This window comes from Micromonospora sp. A3M-1-15 (genome assembly GCF_024213425.1).
Taxonomy (GTDB): Bacteria; Actinomycetota; Actinomycetes; order Mycobacteriales; family Micromonosporaceae; genus Micromonospora; species Micromonospora chersina.
In genome coordinates this window covers 908245-922944 of sequence record NZ_JANAVK010000001.1, presented here as the reverse complement: position 1 = coordinate 922944, position 14700 = coordinate 908245, and the positions used below count along the sequence as shown (strand labels likewise).

Here is a 14700-nt window from a genome sequence, read left to right as displayed (position 1 = left end):
CGGGTGACCAGGGCTCCGCTCAGGCCTGGCGGCCGGGGAACGGGACGGTGACCGGGTTCACCCCGGCGGTCCGCCGCCAGCGGGTGGCCCGCAGCGCGCAGTCGGTGAGCGCCGCGAGGGCCTTGTTCCGGTCCGCCCCGGTGGTGTGCGGCAGCGCCGCCCGCCAGTGGCCGGCGGTCCGCTCCTCGATCTCCACGGCCAGCTTGAGCGCGCTCGCCCGGTCGGTGACCGGGTAGGGCAGCGCGTAGCCGGCCCGGTCGGCGGGGACCTGACCGCCACCGGAGCTGAGCTGGAGGACGAGGGCGTCCCGGCGGGACCGGTGGGCCGCCTCGGCGGCGCGGGCGGCGGAGCGGGCCGCCTCGGTCAGGTGCACGCCGATCACCCCGTACGCCCAGATCGCCGCGTACTCGGCGGCGAGCGCGTCGCCGAGGGCCTGGGCCGGGCCGCTGGTCGGGCTCACTTCAACGCCTCCACGTGGGTCGCCCGGGCCGCCGCGATCGAGCCGAGCAGCGCGGCCCGCTCGGCGGGCGCGGCGGCGCACGCCCGCGCGGCGTTCTCCCGCCCCTCCTGCTCGGCCTGCCGCAGCTCGGTACGGACCGTGTCCGGGTCCGCGGCCGGCGTGGTGGGGGCGGCCGCGGGGCTGCCGGACGGGGCCGGCCGCCCGATCACCTTGCGCAGCTCCTCGGCGTGCGCCCGGTGCGCGTCGGCGATCGCGGTGAGCCGCTCGGCCAGCGCCGGGACCGCGGTGGCGGCGGCCCGGTGGCGGGCCTCCAGCGCGGTGGCCTCGGCCGCGAGCGGCTCCAGCGGATCCGGGGGCCGTGACTCGTCGTCGCGGTCGAAAAGATCACAGCCGGTCAGCGGCACGGCCGTGCCGCCGAGCGCCAGCAGCGCCCCGGCGCGCAGCAGCATCCGCCGGGAATGTCCCGGTGCGCCCTGGTCCGTTGTCGTTCTGCCCGTCGCCACCGGACAAGTCAACACCATCTCCGGCGAGCTGTGGGCCAGTGGCGTCGGTGCGCCGCCCGGGCCGCCGCCCGGCCCGCGCGTTACGCTCTGCGCAGCCACCGGGCGCGGACGCCCCGGTGGCGTGCCGGCATGGCGGGCCGACCGGCCCGCCCGGGCAGCGACACGACCGGGCCCGTGGGGTCCGTGGCAACAGCAGAGAGGTGCGCCGAATGACGCAGCGTGGCCGTGCCACCCGGCCGACGGGGCCCTCCGGGCGCCCCCGCCGGTCCGACGGCCCCCGTGGCGCGGACCGGGGCGGCGCACCCCGCAGCGACCTGAACGCCCGCAAGGCGCGGCTGCGTGAGGTGATCGAGCCGGTGGTCACCGCCGCCGGCTACGACCTGGAGGACCTCTCCGTGTCCCGCGCCGGCCGCCGGCACGTGGTCCGGGTGATCGTGGACGCCGACGGCGGGATCAACCTCGACGCGGTCGCGGACATCTCCCGGGCGGTCTCGGCGGCGCTGGACGCCGCCGAGGAGGCCGGCGGCGACATCGTGGCCGGCGAGTACCAGCTCGAGGTCAGCTCGCCCGGCGTGGACCGCCCGCTCACCCTGCCCCGGCACTGGCGGCGCAACGCCGGCCGGCTGGTCAAGGTGACCGTCCGCGGCCCCGAGGGGGACCGGCAGGTCACCGGCCGGATCGCCGCCGCCGACGACGAGCGCGTGGCGCTGGAGACCGACGCCGGTCGCGCCGAGCACCCGTACGCCGAGCTGGGGCCCGGCCGGGTCCAGGTGGAGTTCCACCGCCTGGACGAGGTGTCCGACGAGGACTTCGGTGACGACACCGACATCGACGACGACGACGAAGATCTGGAGGACGAGGAGAGGTGAACATCGACCTCGCGGCGCTGCGCGCCCTGGAGCGCGAGCGGGAGATCCCGTTCGACACGATCCTCGCGGCGATCGAGACCGCGCTGCTGACCGCCTACCGGCACACCGACGGCGCCGAGCCGCACGCCCGGGTGGAGATCGACCGCAAGACCGGGGCCGCCTCGGTGTACGCCCAGGAGGTGGACGCCGACGGCAGCGTGGTCCGGGAGTGGGACGACACCCCGCACGACTTCGGCCGGATCGCCGCCATGACCGCCAAGCAGGTGATCCTCCAGCGGCTGCGGGAGGCCACCGACGAGGTGCACTTCGGCGAGTACGTCGGCCGCGACGGCGACCTGGTCACCGGCGTGGTGCAGGCGCACGAGGCGCGGTCTGAGAAGGGCATCGTCAGCGTCGACCTGGGCAAGCTGGAGGGCGTCCTGCCCCAGTCCGAGCAGGTCCCCGGCGAGCGGTACACGCACGGCGAGCGGATCCGCTGCGTCGTGGTGCACGTGGCCAAGGGAATGCGCGGTCCGCAGATCACGTTGTCCCGGTCACACCCGGGGCTGGTGAAGAAGCTCTTCGCCCTGGAGGTCCCCGAGATCGCCGACGGCACCGTGGAGATCGGCGCCATCGCACGTGAGGCAGGTCACCGCACGAAGATCGCGGTGCGCTCGACCGCCCCGGGGGTCAACGCCAAGGGTGCCTGCATCGGCCCGATGGGCCAGCGGGTCCGCGCGGTGATGAGCGAACTCCACGGCGAGAAGATCGACATCATCGACTGGTCGGACGACCCGGCCACCTTCGTCGGCAACGCGCTCTCGCCGGCCAAGGCGCTCCGGGTGGAGGTGGTCGACCTGGCCAGCCGGACCGCCCGGGTGACCGTCCCGGACTTCCAGCTCTCGCTGGCGATCGGGCGGGAGGGGCAGAATGCCCGGCTCGCTGCCCGGTTGACCGGTTGGCGGATCGACATCCGCTCCGACGCGGAGCAGAGCGGGGCACCCGGCCGGGGCGGAGCTGATCACGTTCCCGAGGCGGGCGGCGCGATCTCGAGCAGCTAGGGGTAGACTTCCTCCAGTGGCACGACGCGCGCTGCCGGAGCGCACCTGTGTGGGTTGCCGGAAGCGAGCGCCGGCCAGCGAGTTGCTGCGGATGGTCGCGGTCGGGGACGAGGCTGGTCATTACAGCCTCCGGCCCGATCCGGCTCGCAGACTGCCGGGTCGGGGAGCGAACATGCACCCGGATCCGGCCTGCTTCGCGCAGGCGGTGCGGCGCCGCGCCTTCGGGCGGGCACTGCGCGTCACCGGGGTCCTCGACCACGGTGCGCTCGCGGAGCACGTTGACGCGCAAACCCCGACGACCGGTCAAACCCGACCGGCCGAGGGTCGCTAGCAAGGTAGGACGACCGACATGAGCACACGATGAAGTCCCTGAAATGACCAGGCTTCAAGTGCACGAGTGAGGTCGCTGCGGGTGCTGCCCGCACGACCTCGGAGTGAGGAGTGCAGTGGCAGGAAAGGCCCGCGTACACGAGCTCGCCAAGGAGCTCGGGGTCGAGAGTAAGACCGTTCTCGCCAAGCTCAAGGAGATGGGCGAGTTCGTGAAGTCCGCGTCCAGCACCGTCGAGGCGCCCGTCGCCCGACGGCTGCGTGGCGCATTCGTCGCGTCCGCCGGTGGTGCCTCGGCCCAGGCCGCCCCGCCGGCGGCCGCCCCGAGCCCGGCAACGACCCCGACGCCGTCCCCGACCCCGGGCGCCCCCCGGGTCTCGGCCAGGCCGATGCCGCCCCGGCGGCCGGCCGCGCCGACCCCTGGACCGAAGCCCAAGGGCCCGGTCCCCGGCCCGCCGCAGCCGGCGACCCCGGTCGCCAAGCCGGCGAGCGCGCACGACATCGAGGTGGCGGCCGCCGAGGCGCGCGCCGCTGCCCTCAAGGCTGAGCAGGAGGCCGCGGTCAAGGCCGCGCAGGCCGCCCGCCAGCAGCAGCGGGAGAACGTCCGCCGCGAGCCCCCGACCGAGGGTGGTCCCCGTCCGGGGCCGCGTCCGGGTCCGAACGCGGCGCCGCCGCGTCCGGGTGCCCCGGCCGCCGGCCGTCCCGGTGGACCCACCCCGGGTCCGGGTGCCCGGCCGGGCGGTCGTCCGCCGGCGCGCGGCGCCGGCAACAACCCGTTCGGTATCCAGGGTGGCCAGCAGCAGCGGCCCCCGGCCGCCGGTGGCGGTCCCCGGCCGAGCCCGGCGGGCATGCCGCCGCGGCCCAGCCCGGCGTCCATGCCGCCGCGGCCCAGCCCGGCGTCCATGCCGAGCCAGCGGCCGACCACGGGTCGCCCCGGCGGTCCCGGTGGCGGTCGTGGCGGACCCGGTGGCGGCGCGGGCCGTCCCGGTGGCGGCGGCGGTGGTTTCCGCGGCGGTCCCGGTGGCGGTGGCGGCGGCGGTGGTTTCCGCGGCGGTCCCGGTGGCGGTGGCGGCGGCGGTGGCTACCGCGGCGGTCCCGGTGGCGGCGGTGGCGCTCCCGGTGGCGGTTTCCGCCCGGGTGCTCCGGCCGGCGGCGGTGGCCGTCCGGGTGGTGGCGGTCGTGGCCGTGGCGGTGGCGCCGCGGGTGCCTTCGGGCGTCCCGGTGGCCGGCCGACCCGCGGTCGCAAGTCGAAGAAGCAGCGCAGACAGGAGTTCGACAACCTGTCGGCCCCGACCATGTCCTCGGGTGCCCCCCGGGGCCAGGGTCAGGTCGTCCGGTTGTCCCGTGGCGCCTCGCTGTCGGACTTCGCCGACAAGATCAACGCCAACCCGGGTTCGCTGGTCCAGGAGATGTTCAACCTGGGCGAGATGGTGACCGCGACCCAGTCCTGCTCCGACGAAACCCTGCTCCTGCTGGGTGAGCACCTCGGCTTCGACGTGCAGATCGTCAGCCCGGAGGACGAGGACCGTGAGCTGCTCGCGCAGTTCAACATCGACCTCGACGCCGTGGTGTCGGAGGACCGCCTGGTCAGCCGTGCGCCGGTGGTGACCGTCATGGGTCACGTCGACCACGGTAAGACCAAGCTGCTCGACGCGATCCGCAAGGCGAACGTCGTGGCCGGCGAGGCGGGTGGCATCACCCAGCACATCGGCGCCTACCAGGTCCACGTCCCGCACGAGGGCGAGGACCGCGCGGTGACCTTCATCGACACCCCGGGTCACGAGGCGTTCACCGCCATGCGTGCCCGTGGTGCCCAGGTGACGGACATCGTGATCCTGGTGGTGGCGGCCGACGACGGCGTGATGCCGCAGACGATCGAGGCGCTCAACCACGCCAAGGCGGCGGACGTGCCGATCGTGGTCGCGGTCAACAAGGTCGACAAGCCGGAGGCGAACCCGGACAAGGTCCGCCAGCAGCTGACCGAGTACGGCCTGGTCGCCGAGGAGTACGGCGGCGACACCATGTTCGTCAACGTGGCGGCCAAGCCCGGCATCGGCATCGAGGAGCTTCTCGAGGCCGTGCTGCTGACCGCCGACGCGTCGCTGGAGCTGACCGCTCCGATCGACGGGCCGGCGCAGGGTGTCGCCATCGAGGCGCACCTGGACAAGGGCCGTGGTGCGGTGGCGACCGTGCTGGTGCAGAAGGGCACGCTCCGTGCCGGCGACTCGATCGTCGCCGGTGGGGCGCACGGCCGGGTCCGCGCCATGCTGGACGAGAACGGCAAGCCGGTCGACGAGGCCGGGCCGGCGCGTCCGGTCATGGTGCTGGGTCTGACCACGGTGCCGGGTGCGGGTGACACCTTCCTGGCCGCCGAGGACGACCGGACCGTGCGGCAGATCGCCGAGCAGCGGCAGGCACGGCGGCGGGCGGCGTCCTTCGCCAACTCCCGCGGCCGGGCGACTCTCGAGACGCTCATGGAGCAGCTCAAGGAGGGCGAGAAGACCTCGCTCAACCTGGTGCTCAAGGGCGACGTCTCCGGTTCCGTGGAGGCCCTCGAGGACGCGCTGTTCAACCTCGACATCCCGGAGGAGGTCCAGCTTCGGATCATCCACCGGGGCGTGGGCGCGATCACCGAGAGCGACGTCATGCTCGCGAGCGCCTCGTCCGAGGCGGTCACGATCATCGGCTTCAACGTGCGGGCCGCCAACAAGGTCCGCGAGATCGCCGACCGCGAGGGCGTGGAGATCCGGTACTACACGGTCATCTACCAGGCCATCGAGGAGATCGACGCCGCGCTCAAGGGTCTGCTCAAGCCGGAGTACGAGGAGGTCGAGCTCGGCACCGCGGAGATCCGCGACGTCTTCCGCTCGTCCAAGATCGGCAACATCTCCGGCTGTATCGTCCGGTCCGGCCTCATCCGCCGCAACGCCAAGGCGCGGCTGCTGCGGGACGGGGCGGTCGTGGCGGACAACCTCACGATCAGCTCCCTGAAGCGGTTCAAGGACGACGCGACCGAGGTCCGCGAAGGCTTCGAGTGTGGTCTGACGCTTGGCGGTTTCAACAACGTCCAGGTCGGCGACATCATCGAGACCTTCGAGATGCGGGAGAAGCCGCGCGCCTGAGCGGTGTGAACGACGGAGACGGCCGGGGCCTGCGGGTCCCGGCCGTCGCCGTTTCCGCAGGCTGCGACAATCTCGGGCGTGCTCAGGTACGCGCTGCTCCTCGCCCCCTCCGCCAACCGCGTCTACGCCGACGCCGCCGGCCGGCTGGCCCGCGCCGAGCTGACCGTGTTCGCCGGGTCGGGGGTGCTCGACGCCCCGCCGGTCGACGCCGCCGTGGAGCGGATAGGCGGGGTGGAGTACCTGACCTTCGCCGCCCCGGAACCCGGCCTCGGCGCCCGGGACCTGGCCCACCTGGCCAACCTGTCGGCGGCGTACGCGCTCTTCGAGCGGGTGGGTGACGACCTGCTCCGGCCGGTGCCGCTGCACCCCCTCGCCCGGTACGACTCCGACCTCATCACCATCCCCAAGTACGCCGGCAAGACCAACGAGCAGTTCACCCGGCTGCTGCTCAACGTCACCCTGCTGGCGTCGGCCTCGGCGCCCCGGATGCTGGACGGGCCGGTCGTGGTGCTCGACCCGCTCTGCGGCCGGGGCACCACCCTCAACCAGGCGATGATGTACGGCTACGACGGCATCGGCGTGGAACACGACGGCAAGGACGTCGACGCGTACGCGGCGTTCCTGCGTACCTGGCTGCGCCGCAAGCGGCTCAAGCACACCGCCGAGATGGTCCCGGTGCGGCGGGACCGGAAGCTCGTGGCCCGGCGGTTCGAGGCGGTGATCGCGCCGTCCCGGGACGCGCACCGGGCCGGGGCGACCCAGCGGGTCACCGTGCTGCACGCCGACACCACCCGGGCCCGCGAGGCGCTCCGTCCCCGCTGCGCCGACGTGATCGTCACCGACGCCCCGTACGGGGTGGCGCACGGCAGCCGCACCGACGCGGGCCTCTCCCGCAGCCCGCTGGACCTGCTGGGCGCCGCCGTGCCGGTCTGGCGGGAGCTGCTGCGCCCGGGCGGGGCGGTGGGGCTGTCGTGGAACACCCACGTGGCCCCGCGGGCGGCGGCCGAGGCGGTGCTGTCGGGCGCCGGCCTGCGCGTCGTGGACGGGCCCGGCTGGCGGGACCTCGCGCACCGGGTCGACCAGGCGATCGAGCGGGACGTGCTGGTGGCGGTCGCGCCCCAGGACTAAAACGGGTGACCGGGGCGGCGCTCCTGCCGTACCGTTGCTCGCCGTGTACACCGGAACCGCGCAATTCGACCTGTTGCTCCCGGGGGACTCCCGGTCCCTGAAGGCCAAGCGGTCGTACGTCCGGCCGATCGTCGCGGCGCTCCGCCGGTTCGAGGTGTCCGCCGCCGAGGTCGGGGCGCTCGACCTGCACGGACGGGCCCAGATCGGGGTGGCTGTGGTGGCCGCCGAGCCGGCGCACGTCCGCGAGGTGCTCGACTCCTGCGAGCGGCTGGTGGCCGCCCGCCCGGAGACCGAGCTGCTGTCGGTCCGCCGTCGCCTGCACGGCGAGGAGGACTGAGCGGGCCCTCCCCGCCGGCACGGGCGGCCCCGCGCGGGGGCGGCGATCGCGCGGGTAATGTTCGGGATGTTGGGCGGTCGGACCCGGCGGCGCCCGTGCCGTCCGTTTCCGGCCGACGGCTCCCGCGACGGCTTCAGGTCGCGGCGCGGCGTCAGGCGCGCCGAGCTGATGTCGTCGTAGCGGGCCGGCGTCAGACGCGCCGGGCCGGAGCCGTCGTAGCAGGCACGAAGCCCTGGAGGTGGGGGACATGACGGATCCGGCCAAGGTACGCCGGCACGCGGAGCGCATCCGTGAACTGGTCGCGTCGGTGGTGCGGAGCCAGATCAAGGACCCCCGGCTCGGGATGATCACCATCACCGACGCCCGGATCACCGCCGATCTCCGCGACGCCACCGTCTTCTACACCGTGCTCGGCGACGCGGCGGCCCAGGCCAGCACCGCGGCCGCGCTGGAGAGCGCCAAGGGCATGCTCCGCAGCACCGTCGGCAAGGCGCTCGGGCTGCGCCACTCGCCGACGCTGACCTTCGTCCTCGACGACGTGCAGGACCAGGTCAAGCACATCGACGACCTGCTCGCGGCGGCCCGCAACGCCGACGCGGAGGTCCAGCGCCTGGCCGCCAAGGCCCAGTACGCGGGCGAGCCCCAGCCGTACCGGGTGGAGGACGAGGACGCCGACGCCGAGGTGGAGGACTCCGACACCGAGGACGACGAGCCGCGCGGCGGCGACCGCCGGTGACCGGTTCCGCCGCGGGCGGGCCGCCGGCCGGTGCCGGCCCGACCGACACCGACTGGGCGGCCGCCGTCGCGGCGGTACGCGGGCTCCCCGCCACGGCGCGGGTGCTGCTCATCTGCCACGTCAACCCGGACGGCGACGCCCTGGGCAGCATGCTCGGCTTCGGGCTGGGCCTGCGCCGGCTCGGCGTGCGGCAGCTCCAGGCGACCTTTCCCGGCCCGCCGGAGGTGCCCGAGCCGTTCCGCTGGCTGCCCGGGTCCGACCTGCTGGTGGCGCAGGACGACGCGTACCCCGATCCGGACCTGGTGATCTGCTTCGACGCGGCGAGCGAGTCCCGGCTGGGCGACCTGGTCGACCGGCTGGACAAGGCGGGCACCTCGCTGGTGCTGGACCACCACGCCTCGAACACCGGGTTCGGCGGCATCCACCTCGTGGACCCGCACGCGGCGGCCACCTCGGTGGTCGCGCTCGGGCTGCTGGACCGGCTCGGGGTGGCGCTGGACGCGGAGATCGCGGCCTGCCTCTACGTAGCGCTGAGCACCGACACCGGCTCGTTCCGCTTCGAGGCCACCACGCCCGCCGTGCACGAGTTGGCGGCCCGGCTGCTGGCCACCGGGATCCGGCCGGGGGAGATCTCCCGGCGGATCTTCGACACCCGGCCCTTCGGCGCCGTCCGCCTCTTCGGCGAGGTGCTGGGCCGGGCCCGGCTGGAGCCGGCGGCCGCCGCCGGGCACGGGCTGGTCTGGACCTACGCCACCCGCGACGACCTGGCCCGGCACGACCAGCCGGCGTACGTGCTGGAGGCCCTGATCGACTCGGTGCGCTGCACCGCCGAGGCGGACGTGAGCTGCGTGGTCAAGCAGGCCGGCGACGCCGAGTGGGCGGTCTCGCTGCGCAGCAAGGGCGCAGTCGACGTGAGCCGGGTGGCCACGGTGCTCGGCGGCGGCGGCCACCGGTTCGCGGCCGGGTTCACCGGCCGGGGCACGGTCGACGAGGTGGTCGAGCGCATCCGCGCCGAACTGTCCGGCGCCCTGCTGCCCGCCTGACCCACCCCGGTTCGGGGTCGGAACCGGGGGTTACTCCGGGGCGTGCCGGTCTTCCCGCGCTCGGTGACGCTGGGGACAATCGGGTGATGGATCACCCCCGTGAGCTCACCGTCGAGGCGCCCCGGGCCTGGGACCGCCCGGTCGTCTCCGTGCCGGTGCTGATCTGCCTCTCGCTGGTCGGCGGGCAGCTGCCGTCCTTCTCCGCCGCGGCCAACCTCTACACCCTGGGCACCGGCGGGGCGTTGATCTGGGTCGGTCTGAGCAACCGGGTGCCGCCCCGGCGGCCGGCGCCGCGGCGGCTGCCGCCCGGCGCGCTCTGGTGGCTGCTGCCGGTCACCGTGTTCGGGGTGTTCGAGGGGGCCACGTTCGTGCTGTCGGTGGGAGACGAGTTCCCCACCTTCTCCCGGCTGGCCGACCCGCTGCTGGAGGACCACCTGGTCCGCTCGGCGGCCTGGTTCGCCTGGCTGACCGCGTTCTGGGGGCTGGTCCGCCGATGATGCGCGCCCTGGCGATCGGCGGCTTCCTGGCCGCGCTGCTGCTCTTCGCGGCCGTCGAGTGGGCCGCCCGGCGGGACGACTCCCGGATCCCGTCCCTGGCCGATGTCTGCGCCTTCGTGATGCGGTACGAGGTCGGCCCGGTGCCGGTCGGCCGGATCGGCCTGTTCGGGTTCTGGTGGTGGCTGGGCTGGCACTTCCTGGCCCGGTGAGCGCCGCCCGTCCCGTTCCCGGCTGTCCGTATCGCGGGAACAGTGGGCAGCATCTGGAAAGTGAACGTTAATTTGGGTGGGGGCCGGCGCTTCGGCGCTGGTCATGGGCGGTGGTGCCACACCCGGTGCCGCCTCCCTCCAGGGTCAGACCGACCCGGGCTCACGCTGCCAGGGAGCCGCTCCGGTGATCCCGGACCGCTGCCGGCGCTCAGCAGACCGACGGCTTCACGTCGCGGCGCGGTGGACGCGCCGTGCGGGAGGGTCGGACGCCCCGTAGGGCCGCCGTGTGCCGGTGGTCCGCACCCTGGAAGGGAACTCCCATGGCGACCAAGCGCAAGCCGCAGACCGAGAACACCACCGACGAGGCGCGCGAGCAGATGCGCCGCGCTCTGCAGACCTCGATGGACACCCGTCAGTGACGGTGGCCGCCCGGCGGTGACGCCGCACCCACGACGTCACCGCCGCCGCCACCCTCCCCGCGCCGCCGCCTCGACCACGAGGTGGGCGGCGTTCGTCGTCTCCGGAGCCGCCACCGTCCCGGGGTGGTAAGTAGTGGCCGGGGTTGCGTGCCTTACGGGGGGCGTGCCAGGATCGGCGGCGATGAGTCAGACCGTCGCCTCCGTCCCTCCGGCCGTCACGGCCCGTCGGATCGCCGCGCTCGCCCTGCCGGCCCTCGTGGTGCTCGCCGCCGAGCCCCTCTACGTGCTTGTCGACACCGCCGTGGTCGGGCACCTGGGCCGGGTTCCGCTCGCCGCGCTCGCCGTCGGCGGCACCGTGCTGACGCTCACCGCCTGGCTCGGCACCGTCGTCGCGTACGGCACCACGGGGCGGTCGGCCCGGCGGTTCGGCGCGGGGGACCGGGCCGCCGCCGTGGCCGAGGGCGTGCAGGCGTCCTGGCTCGCCCTGAGCGTCGGCGTGCTGGTGGCGCTCGCCATCCAGGTCGGGGGCGGCTGGCTGGCGCGTACCCTCGTGGGCGGCCCCGGCGAGGTGGCCGACGCCGCCGCGACGTGGCTGCGGATCGCGGCGCTCGGCGCACCCGGCCTGCTGCTCGCGGCGGCCGGCAACGGCTGGCTGCGCGGCATCCAGGACACCCGCCGGCCGCTACTCTTCGTGCTCGGCCCCAACCTGCTCTCGGCGCTGCTCTGCCCGCTGCTCGTCTACCCGGCCGGGCTCGGCCTGGCCGGCTCGGCCGTGGCCAACGCGGTGGCGCAGACCATCTCGGGCGGCCTCTTCGCGGCGGCCCTGGTCCGGGAGCGGGTCCCGCTGCGCCCCCGGCCCCGGCACATCGGCCAACAGTTGGCGCTCAGTCGCGACCTGCTCATCCGGGGCGTCGCCTTCCAGGCCAGCTTCCTCTCGGCGACCGCCGTGGCGGCCCGCTTCGGCGCCGCCGCGGTCGGGGCGCACCAGATCGCCGTACAACTCTGGTTCTTCACCGCCCTGGTGCTGGACGCCCTGGCGATCGCCGCGCAGTCCCTGATCGGCGCGGCGCTCGGCGCCGGGGAGGCCGCCGCGGCGCGCGCCCTGGCCCGGCGGATCGCCCTGCTCGGCGGCCTCTGCGGCGTGGCGTTCGCCGTGCTCATCGCCGCCGGCGCCGGCCTGGTGCCGTCGTGGTTCAGCTCCGATCCGCAGGTACGCGAGCAGGCCATGGTCGCCTGGCCCTGGTTCGTGGCGCTCCAGCCGATCGGCGGCGTGGTGTTCGCCCTCGACGGCGTGCTGATCGGCGCGGGGGACGTCCGCTACCTGCGCAACCTCACGATCGTGGCGGCACTGGGCGGCTTCCTGCCGGCCATCTGGCTGGCCTACGGGCTCGACCTCGGGCTGGGCGGGATCTGGGCCGGGCTGACCCTGTTCGTGGTGCTCCGGCTGGTCGCCCTGCTGCTGCGGCTGCGCTCCGGCGCCTGGGCGGTGGTCGGCGCGGTCCGCTGACCGTCTCCGCCAGCACTCGCCGTCGCCCGGGCGCCGGGGTCAGATCTCGTGTTGCCTGATCTTGTGGAACAGGTAGAGCGTGCCGACCACCAGGGCGGTGGCCACCACGGCCACCACCACGAAGGACACGATCGCGGAGATCACCGGGTGCCGCTCGCTGAACCGGGTGCGCCCCTGCCACGCCCAGAGCCGGCGCCGCGCCGCCGCCAGCGCCGGCACGCCGTCGACGACGTCGGAGAGGCGGCGGCCGAGGGTGCGCCGCGGCGGCTCCGGGTTCCGCATCCAGTCGGGCAGGTCGACCCGGGGACGGTGCTGGTGCGACGGCGGGGTGGTGCTCATGGTGGCTCCTGGGGGCGAGGAGGGGGTGGCGGCAGTGTGCCGGAACGCAGCCTCCCGCGCGACCCCGCTCAGCAGGTGTCCGGGAGGTCCAGCGTCGCGGCGGGGTCGAAGACCGCGTCCAGGTCCGGGCCGTCCGGGCCGTCGAAGCTGTGAGTGCCCAGGTCGAGCAGGCCCTTGTCGTACGCCGCGCAGTCGACGTTGGCGGCGTACGAGTTCGCGTCCTCGATCCAGAGACCGGTCGAACTGCTCTCGACGTCGTCGGGATGCGGCACGCTCCAGACCACCGTGTCGTGCACGACGACCAGCCCGTCGCCCGGTACCGTGCTACTGGTCGGGAAGGCGTACGACCAGACGAAGTTGGTGGTGACGGCCAGGATGCGGATGCCGTCGTCGTCCTTCGTGGCGCGGTAGCTGATCCGGCCCTGCACCCTGGGCTGGTCGGCGGTGAGCCGGGCGCCGGGCGCCAGCCGGGTGGCGTACGCGGCGAAGGTGTCGGACGCGAAGGCCTTACGCAGGCCGGCGCGGGCGTCCCGGGCGAACTGCCGGACCAACGGCTCCGGGTCGTCGTCGGTCATGAACCGGCGGTCCAGCCGCGCGGTCACCAGCACCTTCCGGACCTTCGCCAGCGCGGCCGCGACCTGCTTCTCGGTGAACGGGCCGGTGCGCTTGGCGGCCGGCAGGACGATCCCCGCCTCCCCCTGCGGGAACGCGGCGGCCGGGGTGCCGTCGAAGGGGCCGGACGCCCGGGGCGGCGCGGTGGACGTGGGGGCCGGCGCGGCGGACGTGGGGGCCGGTGCGCCGGACGGCGGGCCGAACGTCGGGAACACCACCGGCCGCCCGCGCGCGGACGGCATCGACACCAGGACGGCCCCGCCGACCACTCCGACGAAGGCGAGCAGCAGCAGCGCCGTGATGCCGGTCAGCAGGGAACCGGAGCGCCGGCCCGGCCAGCTCCGCGGGCCGCCGTCGCGGCGCGGACCGACCGCGCCGGGCGGCGGCCAACTCCGCTGGCCACCGGCGTGGCCCGGGCCGGCCGCGCCGGGCGGGGGCTGACGCGGCCACTCCGGCCCCGCCGGCGGTCCGGGCCGGTGGCCGGGCGTGGGGGCGGGGTGGCGCGGTGGTGTGGAGTCCGGCCGATCGTCGGTCATCGCAGCCCCCCGAGTCAGGAGTGGGCGAGATGTCAGTGAGTGTCCCACCTTGTCGCTCCGCGCGGTATCCCCCGGGCGGACCGGGACGGGTATCTGGCAGGCTTTGCGGTCGTGAGCACAGACGGTCTGATCGTTGTCGACAAGCCCGGCGGCATGACGTCGCACGACGTGGTGGCCCGGATCCGGCGGCTCGCCCGGACCCGACGGGTGGGGCACGGCGGCACGCTGGACCCGATGGCCACCGGCGTGCTGGTGATCGGGGTGGGCCGGGCCACCCGGCTGCTCACCTACGTGATCGGCGCCGGCAAGAGCTACGCCGCCACGATCCGCCTCGGCCAGGCGACGGTCACCGACGACGCCGAGGGCGACGTGATCGCCAGCATCCCGGCCGGCGCGGTCACCGACGAGGCGGTCCGCACCGCGCTCGCCGCGCTCACCGGCGAGATCGACCAGGTGCCCAGCGCGGTCAGCGCCATCAAGATCGACGGGCAGCGGGCGTACAAGCGGGTGCGCGAGGGGGAGAGCGTCGAGCTGCCGGCCCGGCGGGTCACCATCTCCCGGCTGGACGTGCTGGCGATCCGCCGGGACACCCCGGACGTGGTGGACGTGGACGTGGACGTGACCTGCTCGTCCGGGACGTACATCCGGGCCATCGCCCGGGACGCGGGCCTGGCGCTCGGGGTCGGCGGGCACCTCACCGCGCTGCGCCGCACCGCGGTCGGCGGGTTCACCCTGGCCGAGGCGGCCACCCTCGACGCGCTGGAGCAGCGCGCGCCCGACGTGGTGAACCTGCCGCTGGACGCGGCCGCCGGCCGGTACTTCCCGCGCCGGGACGCCACGCCGGAGGAGGCCAGGGTGCTCTCCCACGGCGGGCCGCTGGACCCGGCCGGCATCGCCGGGCCGTACGCGGTCTTCGGCCCGGACGGCGGGCTGATCGCTATCGTCAGCGAGCGGGACGGCCGGGCCCGCGCGGAGATCGTGCTGGCCCCCGCCTGACGGCGCGTGGGCGGACAGGG

At 74.9% G+C, this 14700-nt stretch carries 15 protein-coding genes and 1 pseudogene; 12 read left to right on the top strand and 4 right to left on the bottom strand.

The features are described 5' to 3' along the window. Positions 1-19: 19 nt before the first annotated feature. Both NLX85_RS04145 and NLX85_RS04140 read right to left on the bottom strand, forming a co-directional pair. On the bottom strand, positions 20-460 hold the full coding sequence (locus tag NLX85_RS04145) for a DUF4439 domain-containing protein (protein ID WP_254331706.1): 441 nt from the start codon (positions 458-460) through the stop codon (positions 20-22). Further along, positions 457-906 carry a hypothetical protein gene (locus tag NLX85_RS04140; protein ID WP_254333625.1) on the bottom strand — a complete coding sequence of 150 codons (450 nt, stop codon included), beginning with the start codon at positions 904-906 and terminating at the stop codon, positions 457-459. Before NLX85_RS04140 ends, NLX85_RS04145 begins: the two co-directional genes overlap by 4 nt. Positions 907-1172: 266 nt before the next feature. Here NLX85_RS04140 and rimP point away from each other — a divergent pair, with 266 nt between their 5' ends. From rimP to NLX85_RS04085, 11 genes and pseudogenes are all read left to right on the top strand, one after another. Continuing rightward, on the top strand, positions 1173-1832 hold the full coding sequence (rimP, locus tag NLX85_RS04135; RefSeq protein WP_254331705.1) for a ribosome maturation factor RimP: 660 nt from the start codon (positions 1173-1175) through the stop codon (positions 1830-1832). Then, entirely contained in the window at positions 1829-2872 is a 1044-nt protein-coding gene (gene nusA / locus NLX85_RS04130) for a transcription termination factor NusA (protein WP_254331704.1), read from the top strand. Before rimP ends, nusA begins: the two co-directional genes overlap by 4 nt. Before the next feature lie 16 nt (positions 2873-2888). After that, positions 2889-3225 (top strand): annotated as a pseudogene (locus NLX85_RS04125) (YlxR family protein). A 93-nt stretch (positions 3226-3318) separates the two neighbouring features. After that, the gene (infB, locus tag NLX85_RS04120; RefSeq protein ID WP_254331703.1) at positions 3319-6321 is read left to right on the top strand and encodes a translation initiation factor IF-2; all 3003 of its coding nucleotides are present in this window, start codon (positions 3319-3321) and stop codon (positions 6319-6321) included. A gap of 78 nt (positions 6322-6399) precedes the next feature. Then, positions 6400-7449 carry a TRM11 family methyltransferase gene (locus NLX85_RS04115; protein ID WP_254331702.1) on the top strand — a complete coding sequence of 350 codons (1050 nt, stop codon included), beginning with the start codon at positions 6400-6402 and terminating at the stop codon, positions 7447-7449. Positions 7450-7492: 43 nt separating this feature from the next. Next, the gene (locus tag NLX85_RS04110) at positions 7493-7786 is read left to right on the top strand and encodes a DUF503 domain-containing protein (RefSeq protein WP_212837480.1); all 294 of its coding nucleotides are present in this window, start codon (positions 7493-7495) and stop codon (positions 7784-7786) included. Between the two features lie 247 nt (positions 7787-8033). Next, positions 8034-8522: a 30S ribosome-binding factor RbfA gene (gene rbfA, locus NLX85_RS04105; protein WP_254331701.1), complete on the top strand. Its 489-nt coding sequence runs from the start codon at positions 8034-8036 to the stop codon at positions 8520-8522. Next, entirely contained in the window at positions 8519-9565 is a 1047-nt protein-coding gene (locus tag NLX85_RS04100; RefSeq protein ID WP_254331700.1) for a bifunctional oligoribonuclease/PAP phosphatase NrnA, read from the top strand. The genes rbfA and NLX85_RS04100 overlap by 4 nt, the downstream gene beginning before the upstream one ends. Positions 9566-9651: 86 nt before the next feature. Further along, a complete protein-coding gene (locus NLX85_RS04095) occupies positions 9652-10062 on the top strand; it encodes a hypothetical protein (RefSeq protein ID WP_254331699.1) in 411 nt (136 codons plus the stop codon). Further along, positions 10062-10271: a DUF6186 family protein gene (locus NLX85_RS04090; protein WP_254333623.1), complete on the top strand. Its 210-nt coding sequence runs from the start codon at positions 10062-10064 to the stop codon at positions 10269-10271. The genes NLX85_RS04095 and NLX85_RS04090 overlap by 1 nt, the downstream gene beginning before the upstream one ends. 600 nt (positions 10272-10871) lie before the next feature. Next, positions 10872-12197, top strand: a complete 1326-nt coding sequence (locus NLX85_RS04085; RefSeq protein WP_254331698.1) for an MATE family efflux transporter — start codon at positions 10872-10874, stop codon at positions 12195-12197. 39 nt (positions 12198-12236) lie between these two features. Here the strand turns inward: NLX85_RS04085 and NLX85_RS04080 are convergent, their stop codons facing one another. Both NLX85_RS04080 and NLX85_RS04075 read right to left on the bottom strand, forming a co-directional pair. Continuing rightward, on the bottom strand, positions 12237-12536 hold the full coding sequence (locus tag NLX85_RS04080) for a hypothetical protein (protein WP_254331697.1): 300 nt from the start codon (positions 12534-12536) through the stop codon (positions 12237-12239). A 68-nt stretch (positions 12537-12604) separates the two neighbouring features. Further along, positions 12605-13684 (bottom strand): hypothetical protein, encoded by a 1080-nt coding sequence (locus tag NLX85_RS04075; protein WP_254331696.1) that lies wholly within the window; start codon positions 13682-13684, stop codon positions 12605-12607. A 111-nt stretch (positions 13685-13795) separates the two neighbouring features. On the opposite strand from NLX85_RS04075, the gene truB reads away from it, so the two are divergent. Next, positions 13796-14680, top strand: a complete 885-nt coding sequence (gene truB, locus NLX85_RS04070) for a tRNA pseudouridine(55) synthase TruB (protein WP_308210659.1) — start codon at positions 13796-13798, stop codon at positions 14678-14680. Positions 14681-14700: the final 20 nt, after the last annotated feature.

Bases quoted from the DNA above. Each gene is read 5' to 3' on its own strand.
- NLX85_RS04085 (WP_254331698.1), top strand. From the start codon at position 10,872: ATGAGTCAGACCGTCGCCTCCGTCCCTCCGGCCGTCACGGCCCGTCGG.
- rbfA (WP_254331701.1), top strand. From the start codon at position 8,034: ATGACGGATCCGGCCAAGGTACGCCGGCACGCGGAGCGCATCCGTGAA.
- NLX85_RS04080 (WP_254331697.1), bottom strand. From the start codon at position 12,536: ATGAGCACCACCCCGCCGTCGCACCAGCACCGTCCCCGGGTCGACCTG.
- rimP (WP_254331705.1), top strand. From the start codon at position 1,173: ATGACGCAGCGTGGCCGTGCCACCCGGCCGACGGGGCCCTCCGGGCGC.
- NLX85_RS04075 (WP_254331696.1), bottom strand. From the start codon at position 13,684: ATGACCGACGATCGGCCGGACTCCACACCACCGCGCCACCCCGCCCCC.
- NLX85_RS04090 (WP_254333623.1), top strand. From the start codon at position 10,062: ATGCGCGCCCTGGCGATCGGCGGCTTCCTGGCCGCGCTGCTGCTCTTC.
- NLX85_RS04095 (WP_254331699.1), top strand. From the start codon at position 9,652: ATGGATCACCCCCGTGAGCTCACCGTCGAGGCGCCCCGGGCCTGGGAC.